The sequence below is a fragment of the Paraburkholderia metrosideri genome (assembly GCF_904848625.1).
GTDB lineage: Bacteria > Pseudomonadota > Gammaproteobacteria > Burkholderiales > Burkholderiaceae > Paraburkholderia > Paraburkholderia metrosideri.
Genome location: NZ_CAJHCP010000004.1, coordinates 182,554 through 199,015 on the forward strand (window position 1 = coordinate 182,554; position 16,462 = coordinate 199,015).

The 16,462-nt window shown below is 62.3% G+C and carries 11 protein-coding genes; 4 read left to right on the plus strand and 7 right to left on the minus strand.

Annotation, left to right across the window (positions count from 1 at the left end):
* Positions 1–43: 43 nt before the first annotated feature.
* The gene (locus tag LMG28727_RS09480) at positions 44–1,114 is read right to left on the minus strand and encodes a purine-nucleoside phosphorylase (protein ID WP_201642380.1); all 1,071 of its coding nucleotides are present in this window, start codon (positions 1,112–1,114) and stop codon (positions 44–46) included.
* Between the two features lie 236 nt (positions 1,115–1,350).
* On the opposite strand from LMG28727_RS09480, the gene LMG28727_RS09485 reads away from it, so the two are divergent.
* Entirely contained in the window at positions 1,351–2,331 is a 981-nt protein-coding gene (locus LMG28727_RS09485) for an aldo/keto reductase (protein ID WP_201642046.1), read from the plus strand.
* A gap of 100 nt (positions 2,332–2,431) precedes the next feature.
* On the opposite strand, the gene LMG28727_RS09490 is transcribed toward LMG28727_RS09485, so the two are convergent.
* The 4 genes from LMG28727_RS09490 to LMG28727_RS09505 all read right to left on the minus strand — a co-directional run bounded on the left by LMG28727_RS09490 (position 2,432) and on the right by LMG28727_RS09505 (position 10,304).
* Entirely contained in the window at positions 2,432–3,337 is a 906-nt protein-coding gene (locus LMG28727_RS09490) for a cation diffusion facilitator family transporter (RefSeq protein WP_201642047.1), read from the minus strand.
* Between the two features lie 155 nt (positions 3,338–3,492).
* Positions 3,493–8,331, minus strand: a complete 4,839-nt coding sequence (locus tag LMG28727_RS09495) for an NAD-glutamate dehydrogenase (RefSeq protein WP_201642381.1) — start codon at positions 8,329–8,331, stop codon at positions 3,493–3,495.
* A 159-nt stretch (positions 8,332–8,490) separates the two neighbouring features.
* Positions 8,491–9,273: an alpha/beta fold hydrolase gene (locus LMG28727_RS09500; protein WP_201642048.1), complete on the minus strand. Its 783-nt coding sequence runs from the start codon at positions 9,271–9,273 to the stop codon at positions 8,491–8,493.
* Positions 9,270–10,304: a M14 family zinc carboxypeptidase gene (locus LMG28727_RS09505; protein ID WP_201642049.1), complete on the minus strand. Its 1,035-nt coding sequence runs from the start codon at positions 10,302–10,304 to the stop codon at positions 9,270–9,272. Before LMG28727_RS09505 ends, LMG28727_RS09500 begins: the two co-directional genes overlap by 4 nt.
* Positions 10,305–10,710: 406 nt before the next feature.
* On the opposite strand from LMG28727_RS09505, the gene LMG28727_RS09510 reads away from it, so the two are divergent.
* Positions 10,711–11,547 (plus strand): DMT family transporter, encoded by an 837-nt coding sequence (locus tag LMG28727_RS09510; RefSeq protein WP_201642050.1) that lies wholly within the window; start codon positions 10,711–10,713, stop codon positions 11,545–11,547.
* 22 nt (positions 11,548–11,569) lie between these two features.
* Here the strand turns inward: LMG28727_RS09510 and LMG28727_RS09515 are convergent, their stop codons facing one another.
* A complete protein-coding gene (locus LMG28727_RS09515) occupies positions 11,570–13,063 on the minus strand; it encodes a sensor histidine kinase (RefSeq protein ID WP_201642051.1) in 1,494 nt (497 codons plus the stop codon).
* Positions 13,060–13,803 (minus strand): response regulator transcription factor, encoded by a 744-nt coding sequence (locus tag LMG28727_RS09520; RefSeq protein WP_201642052.1) that lies wholly within the window; start codon positions 13,801–13,803, stop codon positions 13,060–13,062. The genes LMG28727_RS09515 and LMG28727_RS09520 overlap by 4 nt, the downstream gene beginning before the upstream one ends.
* 215 nt (positions 13,804–14,018) lie before the next feature.
* Between LMG28727_RS09520 and msrB the strand changes: the two genes are divergently transcribed.
* Positions 14,019–14,534: a peptide-methionine (R)-S-oxide reductase MsrB gene (msrB, locus tag LMG28727_RS09525; RefSeq protein ID WP_201642053.1), complete on the plus strand. Its 516-nt coding sequence runs from the start codon at positions 14,019–14,021 to the stop codon at positions 14,532–14,534.
* A gap of 44 nt (positions 14,535–14,578) precedes the next feature.
* Complete coding sequence (locus LMG28727_RS09530; protein ID WP_201642054.1) at positions 14,579–16,456, plus strand: cytochrome c biogenesis protein DipZ; 1,878 nt, start codon at positions 14,579–14,581, stop codon at positions 16,454–16,456.
* Positions 16,457–16,462 lie beyond the last annotated feature (6 nt).

A 16,462-nucleotide genomic window follows, 5' to 3' on the forward strand; every position in this document is an offset into this window, starting at 1 on the left:
TGCGGGCACATTCGTTTCATGGAGCGCTGTTATCGCATGGTGATTAGTGTTGTGGCACACCTTCACGCCACTCGCCCCAATGCGTGGCAATGTCCTGCACCAGCGGATTGCCGGTGCGGAACAGGTTCTCGATGGCAATCGTAAAGCCGCCTTGCGCAGCGTAGTTGAGCAGATTGTCCGCGCTGGTTTGTCCTTCGTAAGGCCGGTCGAAATCGGAACCCGCGCGCAGCACGGCAACACGATTCAAATCGACTTTATGCACTGATGCCGCACGCTTAAGCGCTTCGTAAGTGGCATTGTCTTCCTGCTGTGTCGTGCAATAAACGCCCTTGCCGTCCGTCAGGATCTTCGTCCAGTCGCGCGCGCGCTGTCCCAGCAAGGTGCCCGACCACCATGTATCGCCCGCCAGCGTGTCGCATTGAATCACTGTTGGCGGCCGGTTAGCTGGTGCATACGAGTACTTGGCCCGCGCGGCCTGCGCTTGTGCATCGTCCGATAATGTCACGCTGTGAGATAACGCAAAGGCGGTATCGGCGAGACGCGTGTTCAACTGGAACACTTCGGTGCGATAGTCGAGTGGGGGTTTGTCTGCGGGACTCGTGGTATTGATTCCCAGATAGCCGGTATTCCAGTTCGACGGAATCTCGCGGCCGTCTATCTCCCACTGAATTCCAAAGTCGACCAGATACTTTGCCCACGCCGCCGAACCCACCGTGCCCTGCTGCGGATCGATCCCCGCAATCCCTGCCACCATAAAGTACGTGTGCCGCAAATCGAAAACCGGTGAGAACGTCAGCGCCATGATCGATGCAGCAGCGTTCGCGTGACCCATGCCTGTGGTCATCACGCAGATTTCCTGCTTGTTGCAGTGTACGGTCGGATAATCCGGCGAGAGGCCGTCCACCGCAATATCGCGCCATGGCCCGAGGCGGTCGAGCCACACTTGCCCCTCCGGGCCGAACATCGAAATAATCATCACCTTGACGGGTTGCCCGTGCGAATCTCCGTGGCCATGCGAGACAGCGTCGTCGTCCGCGTTGGCCGGCCCAGACGAAAAAGCCGCGCAAGCTGCGAGTGCAGTGGCGCAGAGCGCGCCGAGTGAGCGAGTCAGCATCATGATCTTCCTCTTTTGCTTTTGATGCAGTTTGGGATAGCGGGCTGCTTTCAAACCGAAAGAAGTATAGGTGCGAAGAATTTATTTGCCACTACGTTGTGCACCGATTGCCATTTTTCATGCGAATCGCACGGTCACGCCAATGCCCCCGTCGCAACGCGATTCGGCTCGTTTCCCTATAATCGAAAGTTCGCGGCACGCACCGCCTTTGTGCAGTTCACAACAGGAGCATCACGATGGACTATGTGAAACTCGGCCGCACTGGCCTCGATGTATCGCGTCTTTGTCTCGGCTGCATGAGTTACGGTCTGCCGTCGCGCGGCACGCATCCCTGGTCACTCGACGATGAAGCCTCGCGCCCCTTCATCAAGCAGGCGCTCGATCACGGCATCAACTTCTTCGACACCGCCAATGTCTATTCGGACGGCACCAGCGAAGAGATTGTCGGCCGCGCATTGAAAGACTTTGCGAAGCGCGACGAGATCGTGCTGGCCACCAAGGTGCACGGCCGCATGCATGGAGGGCCGAACGGCGCAGGCCTGTCACGCAAAGCGATCATGTCGGAAATCGATCACAGCCTGCGGCGTCTCGGCACCGATTACGTCGACCTGTACCAGATCCATCGCTGGGACTACACCACGCCGATTGAAGAAACAATGGAAGCTCTGCACGATGTCGTGCGCGCCGGCAAGGCCCGTTATATTGGCGCATCGTCGATGTACGCGTGGCAGTTCTCCAAGGCGCTGCACGTCGCCGAGCGCAATGGCTGGACGCGCTTCGTCACCATGCAGAATTATGTGAACCTGTTGTACCGCGAGGAAGAGCGCGAAATGCTGCCGCTGTGCGAAAGCGAAGGGATCGGCGTGATTCCGTGGAGTCCGCTCGCTCGCGGGCGTTTGACGCGCGACTGGAACACCGAAAGCGCGCGCTCCGAAACCGATGAATTCGGCCGCACGCTGTACGCGCATACGGAAGACGCCGATCGGCAGATCGTGGAACGGGTCAGCGAGATTGCGAAGGAACGTGGCGTGCCGCGCGCGCAAGTCGCACTGGCGTGGGTATTGCAGAAGAAGCCGATTACGTCGCCGATCGTCGGGGCGACCAAGCTCCATCATCTGGACGATGCGGTCGCGGCGCTTTCGCTGACGCTGAGCGATGAAGAAATTCGCAAGCTGGAAGAGCTGTACGTGCCGCATGCAGTGACCGGCTTCAAATAAGCAAGCGGCCGCGACCACGAATGAGTCAGTGAGGTTGAGCGAAGGCCACTATCGGCATCCGCTCAACCTCAATCTCAACCTCAATAAAAAAACCGCCCACTCAACCGCGCGGCACGTCCGGCTCGAAAAAGACCCACCGAACCTGCGGAAACGCAGCCTGCAAATCGGCTTCGATCACATTGATCGCATCGACCATCGCACGGCCGCTCGCGTAATCGATCATCTCGGCCTGAACGGCCACCACCACGTGTCGCCCCCATTGCAGCGTAATCATATTGATAATGCCGCGAATCTCGACCCGTGCACGCAAATGCGCTTCGATTTCGGCGCGCACTTCCGGGCTTGCCGATTCGCCGACAATCATCGACTTCACTTCACGCGCCACCAGCCACGCGATCAGCATCAGCAGAATGCCCACGCCAACCGAGCCGAGCGCGTCATACACGGGATTGCCGGTGATCATCGTGAGCAGCACCGCGACGAACGCGATCGCAAGACCTGCTAACGCGGCGATATCTTCGCCCGCCACCACCAGCAGGTCGGACTCGCGCGTTTCGCGAAACCAGCGCCACATACTTTTATCTGGATGAGTCTTGCGAATTTCCTTGATGGCGCCCCACAGCGAAAGCGATTCGAGCACCACAGAAACGCCGAGCACGGCTAGCGCCACAAACGCATACTGCAACGGCTCGCGCGCAAACAGCCGATGCACGCCCTCATACACGGAAAACGCGCCGCCGACAAAGAACAGCAGCAACGCGACCAGCAGCGAATAAAAGTTGATCTCGCGCCCACTACCCATGGGATGCAGCGGGCTTGCCGGCTTGCGCGCCTCGCGCAAACCGAAAAGCAGCAGCAGTTGATTACCGCAATCGGCGGTCGAGTGAATGGCTTCTGCGAACATCGAACCGGAGCCCGTGAAGGCCGCCGCCGCGAACTTGCAGATGGCGATACCGAGGTTGGCGGCGAGCGCATAAAAAATGGCTTTCGGCGATTCTTCTTTCATCGTCGGGAGGTTATCCGTGAGTTTGCAAAGTGCTTTCGGTGGACAAGAGTCCGTATTATGGACACGCCGAATGCGATGCGTCCAACCGGGCCGTTGTTCGCACCGCACACCTGTTGTCGCTCAACTGTTCCCTTGGCGCCGCCTGCGATCTCCCGTCACGCTCTCTCGAGCGCCGCCATCTCCCGCACGATCACCAGCAGCATCGACAGACTCGCCCCGCCGGTGGCCCGCAAATCAGCCAGCAATCGCGCATAGCGTTCGAGTTGCGCGCCCCGTTTATCGCGCCACGCTTGCACCAGCGTATCGGGTGTCGATGCATCGTCGGCATGGGCCAATGCGCTCGTCGTCAACGCGCGTTTCAGCCGCGCGAGTTCGGCCAGCGCCGACGCGCGCGCCAGCATGTCCCAATGCGTAGGCGCCGGCAATGCCGCCGCGCGTTCGCTGATCCAGCTGTAGTTCAGCAGCGTGCCAAGCTCGAAATACACGCCTGCCACGAGTTCCAGACTGCGGCGACACGTCGACGCCACTTCCGCAATATCGAGCAATGCCGCCGATATCTCGCCGCTCGCAATCCGCACAGCCAGTTCGCTGTCCACGCCTGCGTCGACGAACACGCGCTGCCGCTCCGATAGCGCTTCGAGATCGGCGGCCGGCAGAAGCGCGGGCCATTGCGGCGCGAGGCGTTGCGCAGCGTCGCGGCAACGCGCGAGCAAAGCTGGCACGTCGTCACCGACCGCACCCGACTGCAATTGCCGCAGGAACCACAGCGCCGAACGTTCGACCAGCCGCGCGACTTCGACGAACATGCGGGCCTGCACATCGTCGGCGACGCGATTGTCGAGCGCGTCGATACTGCGCCAGACGTCGTCCAGATCGAACACGTCGCGCGCCATGATGCAGGCGCGCACGATGTCGCCGGGCTGTGCATCGGTTTCCTCCATCAGCCGATGCACGAACTCGCAACCGACGCGATTGACCAGCGCATTCGTCAAATGCGTCGCGAGAATTTCGCGGCGCAACGGGTGACGCTGCATCGGTTCGCTGAAGCGCTGCCGCAGCGGCTTCGGAAAATACTCGACCAGCATGTCGCTGACCAGCGGGTCTTCCGGCATCGACGATTCGAGCAGGGCGTCGTACAGCCACATCTTGCTATACGCCAGCAGCACCGCCCGCTCGGGCGTCGTCAAGCCTTGCCTGGCCGCCTGACGTTCGGCAACTTCTTCATCGGTCGGGAGAAATTCGATCACGCGGTTCAAACGCCCTGCGCGTTCGAGATAGCGCATCAGCCGCGTTTCGGCATCGAGCAATTCAACGCCATAACGGCCCGCAATCGACAGCGCCTGGGTCTGGTAATAGTTGTCCTGCAAGACCAGCAGCCCTACTTCGTCGGTCATTTCCGCGAGCAGCACATTGCGCTGCTTGGAGGTCATCTCGCCATCGGAGACGACCAGCCCTAGCAGGATCTTGATGTTCACTTCATGGTCCGAGCAATCGACGCCGGCGGAGTTATCGATTGCATCGGTATTGATGCGCCCGCCGCGCTGCGCGAATTCAATGCGCCCGAGTTGAGTCAGACCAAGATTGCCGCCTTCTGCCACCACCTTGCAGCGCAGGTCGGCACCGTTGACGCGAATCGCGTCATTCGCCCGATCGCCCACCTGCAGATGCGTTTCGCGGCTCGCCTTGACATAGGTGCCAATGCCGCCGTTATAAAGCAGATCGACCGGTGCCTGAAAAATCGCCCGCATCAACTCGGCCGGCGACAGCGCGGCAGCGTTGCTGCCGAGTACCGCCTGCACCGCCGGCGACAACGGAATCGTCTTGGCGCTGCGCGGAAATACGCCGCCGCCCGCCGAGATCAACGACGGATCGTAATCGGCCCAACTGGACCGGTCGAGAATAAACAGCCGCCCGCGTTCGGCGAGACTGACCGCGGGATCGGGATTCGGGTCGAGAAAAATATGCCGGTGATCGAATGCCGCCACCAGTTTGATGTGGGGCGACAGCAGCATGCCATTACCAAACACGTCGCCCGACATATCGCCTACGCCGACTACCGTGAAGTCCATGGTCTGCGTATCGACGCCCATCTCGCGGAAATGCCGTTTGACCGACTCCCAGGCGCCGCGCGCGGTAATCGCCATTTTCTTGTGGTCGTAGCCGACCGAACCGCCCGATGCAAACGCGTCGTCCAGCCAGAAGCCATATTCCTGCGAGATCGCGTTCGCATAGTCGGAGAAGGTGGCCGTGCCCTTGTCGGCGGCGACCACGAGATACGGGTCGTCGGGATCGTGGCGCACCACGTCGGGCGGCGGCACGACGGCCGTGCCGGCGAGGTTATCGGTCAAATCGAGCAGGCCGCGCAGGAAGGTCTGATAACACGCGACGCCTTCGCGTATCCACGCATCGCGCTCGCTTTGCGGCGGCGGATTCTTCACGACGAAGCCGCCCTTCGAGCCGACCGGCACGATCACCACATTCTTCACCATCTGCGCTTTCATCAGGCCGAGTACTTCCGTGCGGAAGTCTTCACGCCGATCCGACCAGCGCAGTCCGCCACGCGCCACACGTCCGCCCCGCAGATGCACGCCTTCCACGCGCGGCGAGTACACCCATATCTCGAACATCGGTTTAGGCTCGGGCAAACCGGGCACGTTGGCGGGATCGAACTTGAATGACAGATATGGCTTCGGATGACCGTCCGCATCGTAGCGATAGTAGTTCGTGCGTTTCGTTGCCTTGATGACGCCGAGAAACTGCCGCAGTATGCGGTCCTCGTCCAGGTTCGGCACCTGATCGAGTGCGCTGTCGATGGTGTGCAACCAGCCGTCGACGCGCGCTTCGCGGGTGTCGCCGAACACCGGATCGAAGCGCGCGATGAACAGTTCGACCAGCATCCGTGCAATGGCCGGATTACCGGTTACGGCACGCTCGATATACGCATCGCTGAACGTCGATCCCACCTGACGCAAATACTTCGCATACGCGCGCAATATCGTCACCTCGCGCGCATTCAATTGCGCACGCAGTACAAGGCGATTGAAATCGTCGCTTTCAATCGTGCCGGTCCATACCTGCTCGAAGGCTTCTTCAAAGAGATCTTTGACACGCTCTATATCGAACTCGGCATCGTCCGCGAGTTCGAGGCCGAAGTCGTGAATCCAGGCAGGCGTCGCGTCCAGTGCTTCGATCAGATAGGGCCGTTCTTCATCGACGCGCACGCCGAGATGTTCGAGCATCGGCAAGCTGCGCGACAACGCGATCGGCGAACCCGTGCGATACACCTTGAAGCGGAACGCGCGCGGCCCCGATTCGATCGGACGATACAGGTTCATGGCAAGCCGTTCACTGCCCTGCACGCGTTCGATCAGTTCGATATCGCGCACCGCCGTGCGGGCCGGATAATCGTCGCGATATCCCGCCGGAAACGAATCGCCGTAGTGCTGCAACAGGCGATTACCCTGCTCTTCTCCGTACGCATCGAGCAATGCATCGGCGAGATCGTCCTGCCAGCGGCGCGCGACCTGCACGAGCCTTGCTTCGAGTTCGCGGGTGTCGACATGGGGTATGCCGCCCGGCTTTGCATGAACGACGAAGTGAATGCGCGCGAGGGTCGATTCCGACAATAACGGCGTGAACTCGACGCTTTCTCCGTTGAATGCGTCGGTGAGAAGATTGGCAATCCGTTGCCGTAAATCGGTGTTGTACTTGTCACGCGGTACGAACACCAGACACGACACGAAGCGTCCAAAACGATCGCGCCGCACGAATAACCGGGTGCGCTGATGCTCCTGCAAACGCAATACGCCAAGCGCGATTTCATAAAGCTGGTCTTCGTCGGCCTGAAAGAGTTCATCGCGCGGATAGGTTTCCAGCACCGTCACCAGCGATTTCGCCAAATGACCTTTTGGCAGGAAACCGGCCCGTCTCACGATATTTGCGCATTTGCGCCGCACGATCGGAATTTCCACCGCCGACACGAAATACGCAGTCGACGTATACAGCCCGATGAAGCGCCGCTCGCCGCTCACCTTGCCGTCCGCGCCGGTCAGCTTGATGCCGACATAGTCGAGATAGCCCGGACGGTGCACGGTGGCACGCGCATTCGCCTTGGTCAGAAAAATCGGCGACACACTCGCAATCACTTCCGCAGCGGCAGGCGGCAGCGCGGTGAGTTCAGTGCTGCCGACAGGCCGCAACGCGTCGCGCAAAATGCCGAGCCCGGAACCCGGCACCGCGCGCAAACCGTACCCGCCATCGTGCTGCACCAGATCGTAGTCGCGCTGGCCGAGAAAGGTGAAGTGATCGGCCACCATCCAGTCGAGAAATGCGCGGGCTTCCACGCCGTCTGCGCCAGCGTCGCCGGCCTTCATGTTCTTGCTGGTGGTGCGCGCGAGTTCGACGATCTTCGGCCAGTCCTCGACCGCTGCACGCACGTCGCCCAGCACCTTCGCGATACCGTCGCGCAGCGCGTCGAGCTTCGCGGCGTCGCCGCAACGATCGACTTCGAAATGGATAAACGACGTCAGATGCGAACGCGTGTCGGCGGCTTCTTCCGCGCCCTGGCTCACGCGCTCGATGCTGCCATCCGCGCCGCGCCAGATGCGGAACACGGGGTGCACGACCGAATGCAGCGCGAGCCCCTGCCCGTTCACCGCCATCGAAACGGAATCGACCAGAAACGGCATGTCGTCGTTGACGATCTCGATCACCGTGTGATCGGAATGCCAGCCATGCTGTTCGAGGATCGGGTTATAGACACGCAACCGTTGAGCGCCAGCCACGAAGCGCTGCGCGGTTTGCCAGTGCGCGAGCGCCGCGCCGTAGAGGTCGGCGATGGAGCGGCTTTGCAGATCGTCGGCATCGACGAAATCGTAGTAGTGCCGCAGAAAGGGTTCAACGACGTTGAAGGTCGGCTCAGGCAACCGCCCACGCGCAAATTCGACGACATCGTTCAGCAGGTGCGTGACGGCTTCTTCGTTCTTTGCTTGCATCATCAACTCCACGGCGGGTGGCTATGGCAGGTACCGCTTGATTCGCATGCATCGTCTGAACGGGATTATGCGCCTGCTGCCTGCCATGCGACCGGAGCACGCTGCCAGGTTATACCCGTTGAAGATTGCCGCGCTGTGACCGCATGGTGATCAGCCCGCTTAGCTCACGCCCCTGCGCACGCCGTGCGCCTGCGGGTCGGCCAGCCAGGCGCGGACCTGCTCGCTGGTCCATGCGGGGTCGTCATGCGGCAGGTCGTGGCCGGCCCACGCATGCTCGCGATGCTCGCCCCCCCACGCCGCCGCGAGCTTCGTCGAGCACGCCGGATTGACCAGCTTGTCCGCGCGGGACGAAAGAATCAGCAGCGGGCACGGCGGTTTCGCTGCCGCCGCGGCAAACCGCGCGGCGGCCCACAGCTGACGCAGCGCATTGCCCCGGCTCACTGGTGCGCTGCGGCGAATCTCGCTCCACGCGTCGAGATCGGCGCCCAGTGAGTCGGTGTTGTTACAGGTCAGCCGATGAATCTCGCGCTCGGCGCGCGGCGCGTCACGCCAGTGGGCCGCCACCTCCATCAACCCCGGCCACGCCGAAGGACGCAGCCGTTCCTGCGGGCGGCTGAACGGCCGCATGCTGGTATTGATCAACACGAGCCGCTCGATTTCAGCGGGATACCGTTGCGCCCAGTCGGTCGCGACCATTGCGCCGAGCGACATCGCCAGCACGCAAAACGGGCCGGACGCGCCCGATTGCACCGCAGCATCGCGGACGAACCCGACCATGCCCGCGACCGCGGACGGTGCGCGCCCATGCGCAAACTCGCCGTTGCCCGGCAGATCGAGCAACAGCAACTCGCCGCTGCCGAGCGCCTCGCGCAGCACCTCGGGCAAGCGGCCCCAGTGACGCGTTTCGCGCGTCAGCCCGCGCAGCAGAATCCACGTGCTCACGCGACCACCGGGCTATACCAATGGTCGATTGCGCTTTGCAGCAGTTGCTCGCGGCGATTGCCCAGCGGCAACCAGCGCTGCGAAGAAAACGCGGCGCGCGCCAGAAAGTCGAACAGATTCGCATGACGCCGCAACACGCGTGCGGTGCGATGCGCCTTGACCGGATTGAACATGCCCTGACGTGAGAACAACTGCCGCGGGTTTTTCTTGATCCACAGCCACGAGCCGAGTTCGAGGGTCATCGGCAGAAAGATGCTGGAGGCAGGGGCGCGGTCGTAGGCGAAATCCCATAGATCGCCGTGCAACAGGTACTGATGGCTCTGCGGCTCGAACGCGTAGCCATGATGCGGATGCGCGCGTTCGAACATGTTTTTCAGCACGTACATTTCCGGCAGATGGGGCATCAGCTTGCGGGTTCGCGCATACGGAAACCAGATGCTGTCGCGCCAGCCGTAACCCGAATGACAGTCGAGCGCGATACTCAAAGGACGGCTGGCCAGTTGCGTTTCGACCACCTGCAGCAGCGCAGCGGCCTCCGCTTCCATCGGACTGCCCTCACGGCCTCGATACCACGGCAGCCACGCGCCGACGCGCTGACCGCCCGCAAGCGGAGGCACCCGTTCGTCGGCGTTCTGCGGCGCGTTGCGCATCAGGTCGACGCCGTTCGGATTGGAGCGTGTCGACGCCCACATTCCGCCGGGGTTGACGATCGGAACGAAGATCAGCCGGATGGATTGCAGTTCGCGCACCAGCAGTTCGTCCCATTCGAGCCGCGCGAGCAGCGCGCGCATGTAGTCGAGCACGAGTTGCGAGCCAATCCGTTCGAGTCCGTGGATGCCGCCGAAAAACCCGATGGCCGGCGCGAGCGGATCGGTCGAACCGATGCTCGCGGTGTACACGGCGAAATTCCGCCCCCGCACCGAGGTTTCGCAGGCGGTGTGGATTTCGAAGCTGGCGCTGCCCTGGTCGAGGATCGATTTGAGATCTTCGTACTCTGCAAAACTGTCGGGGAGAAAGCTCAAAGGCTTCATGACAACGTCGCAAGGAATGGCACGATTATTAGGGACCGCACGCTGAATCACGCAATATAGCCTGGCTGCGCGCGATCATGCCTGATGGCTTCGAGGCCGTGCGAATCGTGTCATATGGGTGTCATTTGCCGGTCGTCTGCCTGCCTTTTAGGTGCCTTCTGTGCGTCTTGCTGGCGACGCGGAAACGACACACATAGCGTCAGCGGCGGGGGTGTTTCGTCGCGCCGCTAGCGTGTCGATCGGGACGCTGCTGGAGCCCGCATTCGCCCGTTCATCCACGCCACAAATTGCCGCATTTCTCCCAACAAAGCCCCTTAACTTTAGTCGCCCAATCTTCAATTCCCACGTTCTACTGGAATAATCACCGCCTTGCCGCCTTTGGCCGCCTTACTTCCCCCCGTCGTCGATGGAAACCTTTGTCGTCCTGCTAGTCCTGTTTTCCGCGCTGCTTCACGCCACCTGGAACGCGTTCCTGCACCTCTCTGAAGACCGGGTCTGGCTGCTCGGCATGATGGCGATTCCGTATATCGCCGTCGGCGCGATCGGCGTGATCGTGCTGCCGATGCCCGCGCCGGCTGCATGGCCGTACATCGTCGCGTCGGTGGTGCTGGAATTCGGCTATCTGCTGGCGTTGATCCGCGCGTATAAGAGCGGCGACTTCGGCCAGATCTATCCGATTGCGCGCGGTCTTTCGCCGATGCTGGTATTCGTCGGCGCCCTGGTGTTCGCGCACGAAGCGCTCAAGCCGCTCGCGGCGCTAGGCGTGGCGCTGGTGTCGCTCGGGATCATCTCGCTGGCGTTTCGAAGGGGCATGCGTTTCTCCGGCGAGAGCGTGCCGTTCGCGCTGCTGACCGGGCTGTTCATCTCGGCGTATTCGGTGGTCGACGGAATCGGCGCGCGCGTGGCGGGCAATGGCCTGAGCTACATCATGTGGGTCTATCTGATCTGGAATATCCCGCAGTTTCTGCTCGCGTGGCATTGGCGCGGCGGCGCCAAAGGGCTCTTTATCGGCCGCACGGTGGTGCTCAAGGGGATGGCGTCAGGCGTGCTGGCGCTCAGCGCGTATTGCCTGATTATCGAGGCCTATCGCTATCTGCCTATTGCGATGGTGTCGGCATTGCGCGAAATGAGTTCGATCTTCGCGGTGCTGATCGGCTGGCTGTTCATGCGCGAAAAGTTGACGCCACGGCGGATCGTGGCATGCGCGCTGGTGACGCTGGGCGCCGTGCTGATCCGCATTTAAGTGACGCGGCGGCTTTAAAGCGTTAAAGCTTCAAATCCGCCGCCGCCGATTTCTCCGTAGTCGGCAGTTCGAAGCGGAACGCCGTACCCGTTCCGTCACGATCGAGCAAACGTATCTGGCTGCGATGCAATTGCAGCATCCGCTGCACGATCAGCAGCCCGAGTCCGCCGCCACGATGCGCACCGCTTGCGTTGAACGGGCGTTCGAACAGACCTTCGCGCTGCGCCACCGGAATACCCGGCCCCGTATCGCTGACGGTGACCGACACCTTGCCGTCCTCGCTCGCCAGATCGACGTCGATCGCCCCATCGCGCGGCGTGTGGCGGATCGCGTTGTCGAGCAGGTTGGTCAGCACTCGCTCGATCATGCCCAGGTCGGCGCAAACAGTCGGCAATCGCGGCGGAATGCCCGCGCGCAACTGGATATGCCGCGCCTCGGCCGGCAACTCGAACTTCTGAAACACATCCTGCACGAGATCGACCAGCGAGAACTGCTCGAACACCGGTTGCACGTTGCCGTGTTCGAGCCGCGCCAGTTCGAATAACGACTGCGCGAGCCGCCCCACCTTGACGCTTTGCGCGAGCGCAATCGCCAGATAACGCGAGCGCTCGGTTTCGCCCAGGGTATTGGCCTTCAGCGACAAGGTTTCCAGATAACCATGCAGCGACGTCAATGGCGTGCGCAGGTCGTGCGAAATATTGGCGATCAGTTCGCGCCGCTGTTGATCCTGCCGCGTCAGCGCGCGCCATTGTTCGCCAATCCGCTTCGCCATCTGCGCGAAGGTGGCTTCGAGTACCGCGATCTCGTCGCCCCGCCCGGCTGGCGCGGAGCGCGGCACGCTGGGCTGCGTGTCGGGCTCGCCTTCCGCGTCGAAGCGGCGCATCGCGTCGGTCAGGCGGCGCAGCGGCCGCGTGATCAACCCGAACGCCGTCAAACCTGCCAGCAGGCCCAACAGCGCAACCAGTGCCATCGACCATAACGTGGTGCGCAACACCGAACTGGCCGCCACGCGCGCGGCGAGCGCGTCGTGCTCTTCGCCGAGCAGCACTACGTAGATATAGCCGGACGGCGGCTGGCCATTGGTCTGTAGCGGCGCGGCGCTGAACACCTTCTTGCCGTCGATGCTGCGTGGGTCGTCGCCGAGAATCGGCAGCGCGTCGCCCGCGATAAAGCGCTGGATCGGCGCGAGATCGATCTGTTCACGCTTGACGTGACCCGCCGGCGCATCATCGCCCTGAATTCGCCCCTGATTGTCGAGCAGATACACCTCGACGCTCGGGTTCACCATCATCAACTGGCCGAACAACTGACGCACCGCATCAGGCCGCAAACCGTTCGCGTCCATCAGCGTGGTGCGGTGCGCGATATGGTCGGCGAGATTCTTCGACAGGTTCTGCACGACTTCCATTTCGTGCAGGTCGCTCGAGCGGATTTGCAGCCACGCCGACGCGCCACAGCACGCGAGCAGCAGCGCGGAAAAGACGAGCGAGAGCCGCTGGGTCAGCGTCAGATTCACGGCGCGTCCTTATGGGTAGCAGGGGTGGCGGCTTCGCCGGGCACGGCCAGCTTGTAGCCGCGTCCCCACACGGTAAGGATGCGCTCGGGCTGGGCCGGGTCGGCCTCGATCTTCGCGCGCAGCCGGTTGATATGTGTGTTGACCGTGTGCTCGTAGCCTTCGTGCTGATAGCCCCACACGGCGTTCAGGAGGTCCATCCGCGAAAACACCTTGCCTGGGTGTTGCGCGAAGTAATACAGCAGGTCGAATTCGCGCGGTGTCAATTCGATCGGCGTGCCGTCCACCACGGCTTCACGCGTCAATGGATCGATCCTGATGCCCGCAATGTGCAGGCTGCCCGCGTCGATCCGCGAATTTTTCGCCATCGCCTCGACGCGCCGCAGCAACGCCTTGACCCGCGCCACCAGTTCGAGCACGGAGAACGGCTTGGCGAGGTAATCGTCCGCGCCGAGTTCCAGCCCGAGAATCCGGTGGACTTCGCTCGAGCGCGCACTGGTGATGATGATCGGCGTATAGCGCGTCATCGCCCGCGCGCGCCGGCAGATTTCCAGGCCGTCGACGCCCGGCAGCATCAGATCGAGGATCAGCGCGTCCCAGCCGCCCTGCTCCAGCAGGCGCAGCCCTTCGTTGCCGTCGGCGCTGTGCACGACTTCGTAGCGCTCGTCGCGCAGATGCAGGCTCAGCAGGTTGGCAATGTCGACGTCGTCTTCGACGATCAGGATGCGCTTCGGATGGTCCATGGAGGGCTTGGGTGCGTACGTTCTCAGGCGGTTCAACGAAGCGGCGAGCGCATTGACCGGAAAGGGTTTCAGCCCACGCGCGCCGTGGCCTCATTGTGCAGATTTTTCAGGCCGCGAGTTATCACATTTAATTTAACTTTTCGTGAGGACTTCGGGATCGGGCGCATCCTACGATGACGCCACTTTCCGCAACATTGAACGTCGAGGGGCACATCATGCAACGCAGAAGGCGCTTCCTTTTATCCGCTTTTTCCGGCGCTGCGGCGCTCGCCGCGCTGACCAGCACCGGCCGCTGGCGGGCGCTTGCCGCCACACCGGCCGACGCCGCCAAACCCGGCGAGCATTTTCCGTTCACCCGCACGGACGACCAATGGCGCAAGGCCCTGAGCCCGGACCAGTATGCGGTGCTGCGCCAGGAAGGCACCGAGCGTCCGTACACCAGTCCGCTGAACAATGAGCATCGCGTGGGTACGTTCGCCTGTGCGGGATGTCAGCTCAATGTATTCGCGTCGCGCACCAAGTTCGACAGCCATACCGGCTGGCCGAGCTTCTGGGCGCCGCTCGATCACGCGGTGGCGACCCACTCGGACAGCTCGTTCTCGATGTCGCGCACGGAAGTACATTGCGTGCGCTGCGGCGGCCACCTCGGCCATGTGTTCGACGACGGTCCGCAACCGACCGGCCTGCGCTACTGCATGAACGGCGTGGCCATGACCTTCACGCCGGCTTAAGCCTGACTGATTCAAACGAACTCAAACAAACGTCTGGAACCGACATGCTACTCATCGTCCTCGCCTACCTTGGCGGTGCCCTTACGATCCTCAGTCCCTGCATTCTGCCCGTCCTGCCCTTCGTGTTCGCCCGCGCCGACCAGCCTTTCGTGCGCAGCGGATTGCCGCTCCTCGCAGGCATGGCGCTCACCTTCGCGCTGGTCGCGACGCTGGCTGCAGTGGGCGGCGGTTGGGTCACGCAGGCCAACCAGTACGGCCGCTGGGTCGCCATCGTCTTGCTGGCCGTGTTCGGCTTGACGCTGCTGCTGCCCCGCTTCGCCGAACATCTGATGCGACCGTTCGTCAGTGCCGGCAACCGTCTGTCGAATTTCGCGCAGGGGGACGGTCAGCAGGTTCGCGCAGGTTCGTCGTTTCTGCTTGGCATTGCAACGGGCCTGCTGTGGGCGCCGTGCGCGGGTCCGATCCTTGGGCTGGTGTTGACCGGCGCCGCATTGCGCGGCGCCAGCGTCGGCACGACGCTGTTGCTCGCGGCCTATGCGGCCGGTGCGGCGACGTCGCTCGCGGTGGCGTTGTTGATCGGCGGCAAGGTGTTCACGGCGATGAAGCGCTCGCTCGGCGCGGGCGAATGGATTCGGCGCGGGATCGGCGCAGCGATGCTGCTCGGCGTCGTGGCGATCTCGCTGGGTCTTGATACCGGTGTGTTGGCACGGGTGTCGACGGTGGCGACGGGCGGTCTCGAACAAAGACTGGTCGACCGGTTTGCGCCCGCCTCTTCGCAACGCCAACCAGCCGTTGCAAGCAGTTCGATCGATACGTCCGGCAATGGCGCGATGATGGCTGCCAACACCCCGGCGCAGCTCGCAACGGACAGCAACGCAGGCCCCGCGATGGCCTCCGGTTCAATGATGCGCGCCGCCGATCACGCTGCGGCCAACCCCGCACCGTTGCCCGTCGAAGGCGAATTGCCTTCGTTGAACGGCGCCGTGCAGTGGCTGAATTCGCCTCCGCTGACCACCCAGGATTTGCGCGGCAAGGTCGTGCTGGTCGATTTCTGGACTTACTCGTGCATCAACTGCCTGCGTTCGCTGCCGTATGTCAAAGCGTGGGCGCAGAAGTACAAGGATCAGGGGCTCGTCGTGATCGGCGTGCATGCACCGGAGTTCGCGTTCGAACGTAATATCGACAACGTGAAAAAGGCCACCCATGACCTGGGGGTCGACTATCCGGTCGCGATCGACAACAACTACGCAATCTGGCGCGCGCTGAATAACCAGTACTGGCCGGCCCACTACTTCGTCGATGCGAAAGGTCAGATTCGCTATCACCATTTCGGCGAAGGCGATTATGCGGAGTCGGAAAAAGTGATCCAGCAACTGCTTGCGGAAGCCGGTCACGCAGATGCATCGAAGGTCGCCATCGGCATTGCCAATACGAGCGCGCAAGGTGTGCAGGCCGCCGCCGATAACGCGGACATGCAGTCGCCCGAAACCTATATCGGTTACCAGCGCGCGGAGAATTTTGCGTCGCCGGGCGGCGCAGCGCCGGACAAGGTGCACACGTATGCCGCGCCGTCGCAGCCCGCGGTCAACGATTGGGGGCTGGCCGGTGCATGGAAGGTCGGTGCAGAGCACGCGAATCTTGCGGCGGCTTCGGGGCGCATCGTCTACCGCTTCCATGCGCGTGACCTGCACCTCGTGCTGGGTCCGGGCAGTGACGGCAAGCCGGTTCGTTTCCGCGTCAGTGTGGACGGCAACGCACCCGGCGCGGCACATGGCACCGACGTTGCCGCCGACGGTAGCGGCATTGTCACCGAACAGCGTCTTTATCAACTCGTGCGACAGACGGGCGCCGTCGCGGATCACACGTTCTCGATTGAATTTCTCGACCCGGGCGTGCAGGCCTATGCGTTCACGTTCGGCTAACTCGGC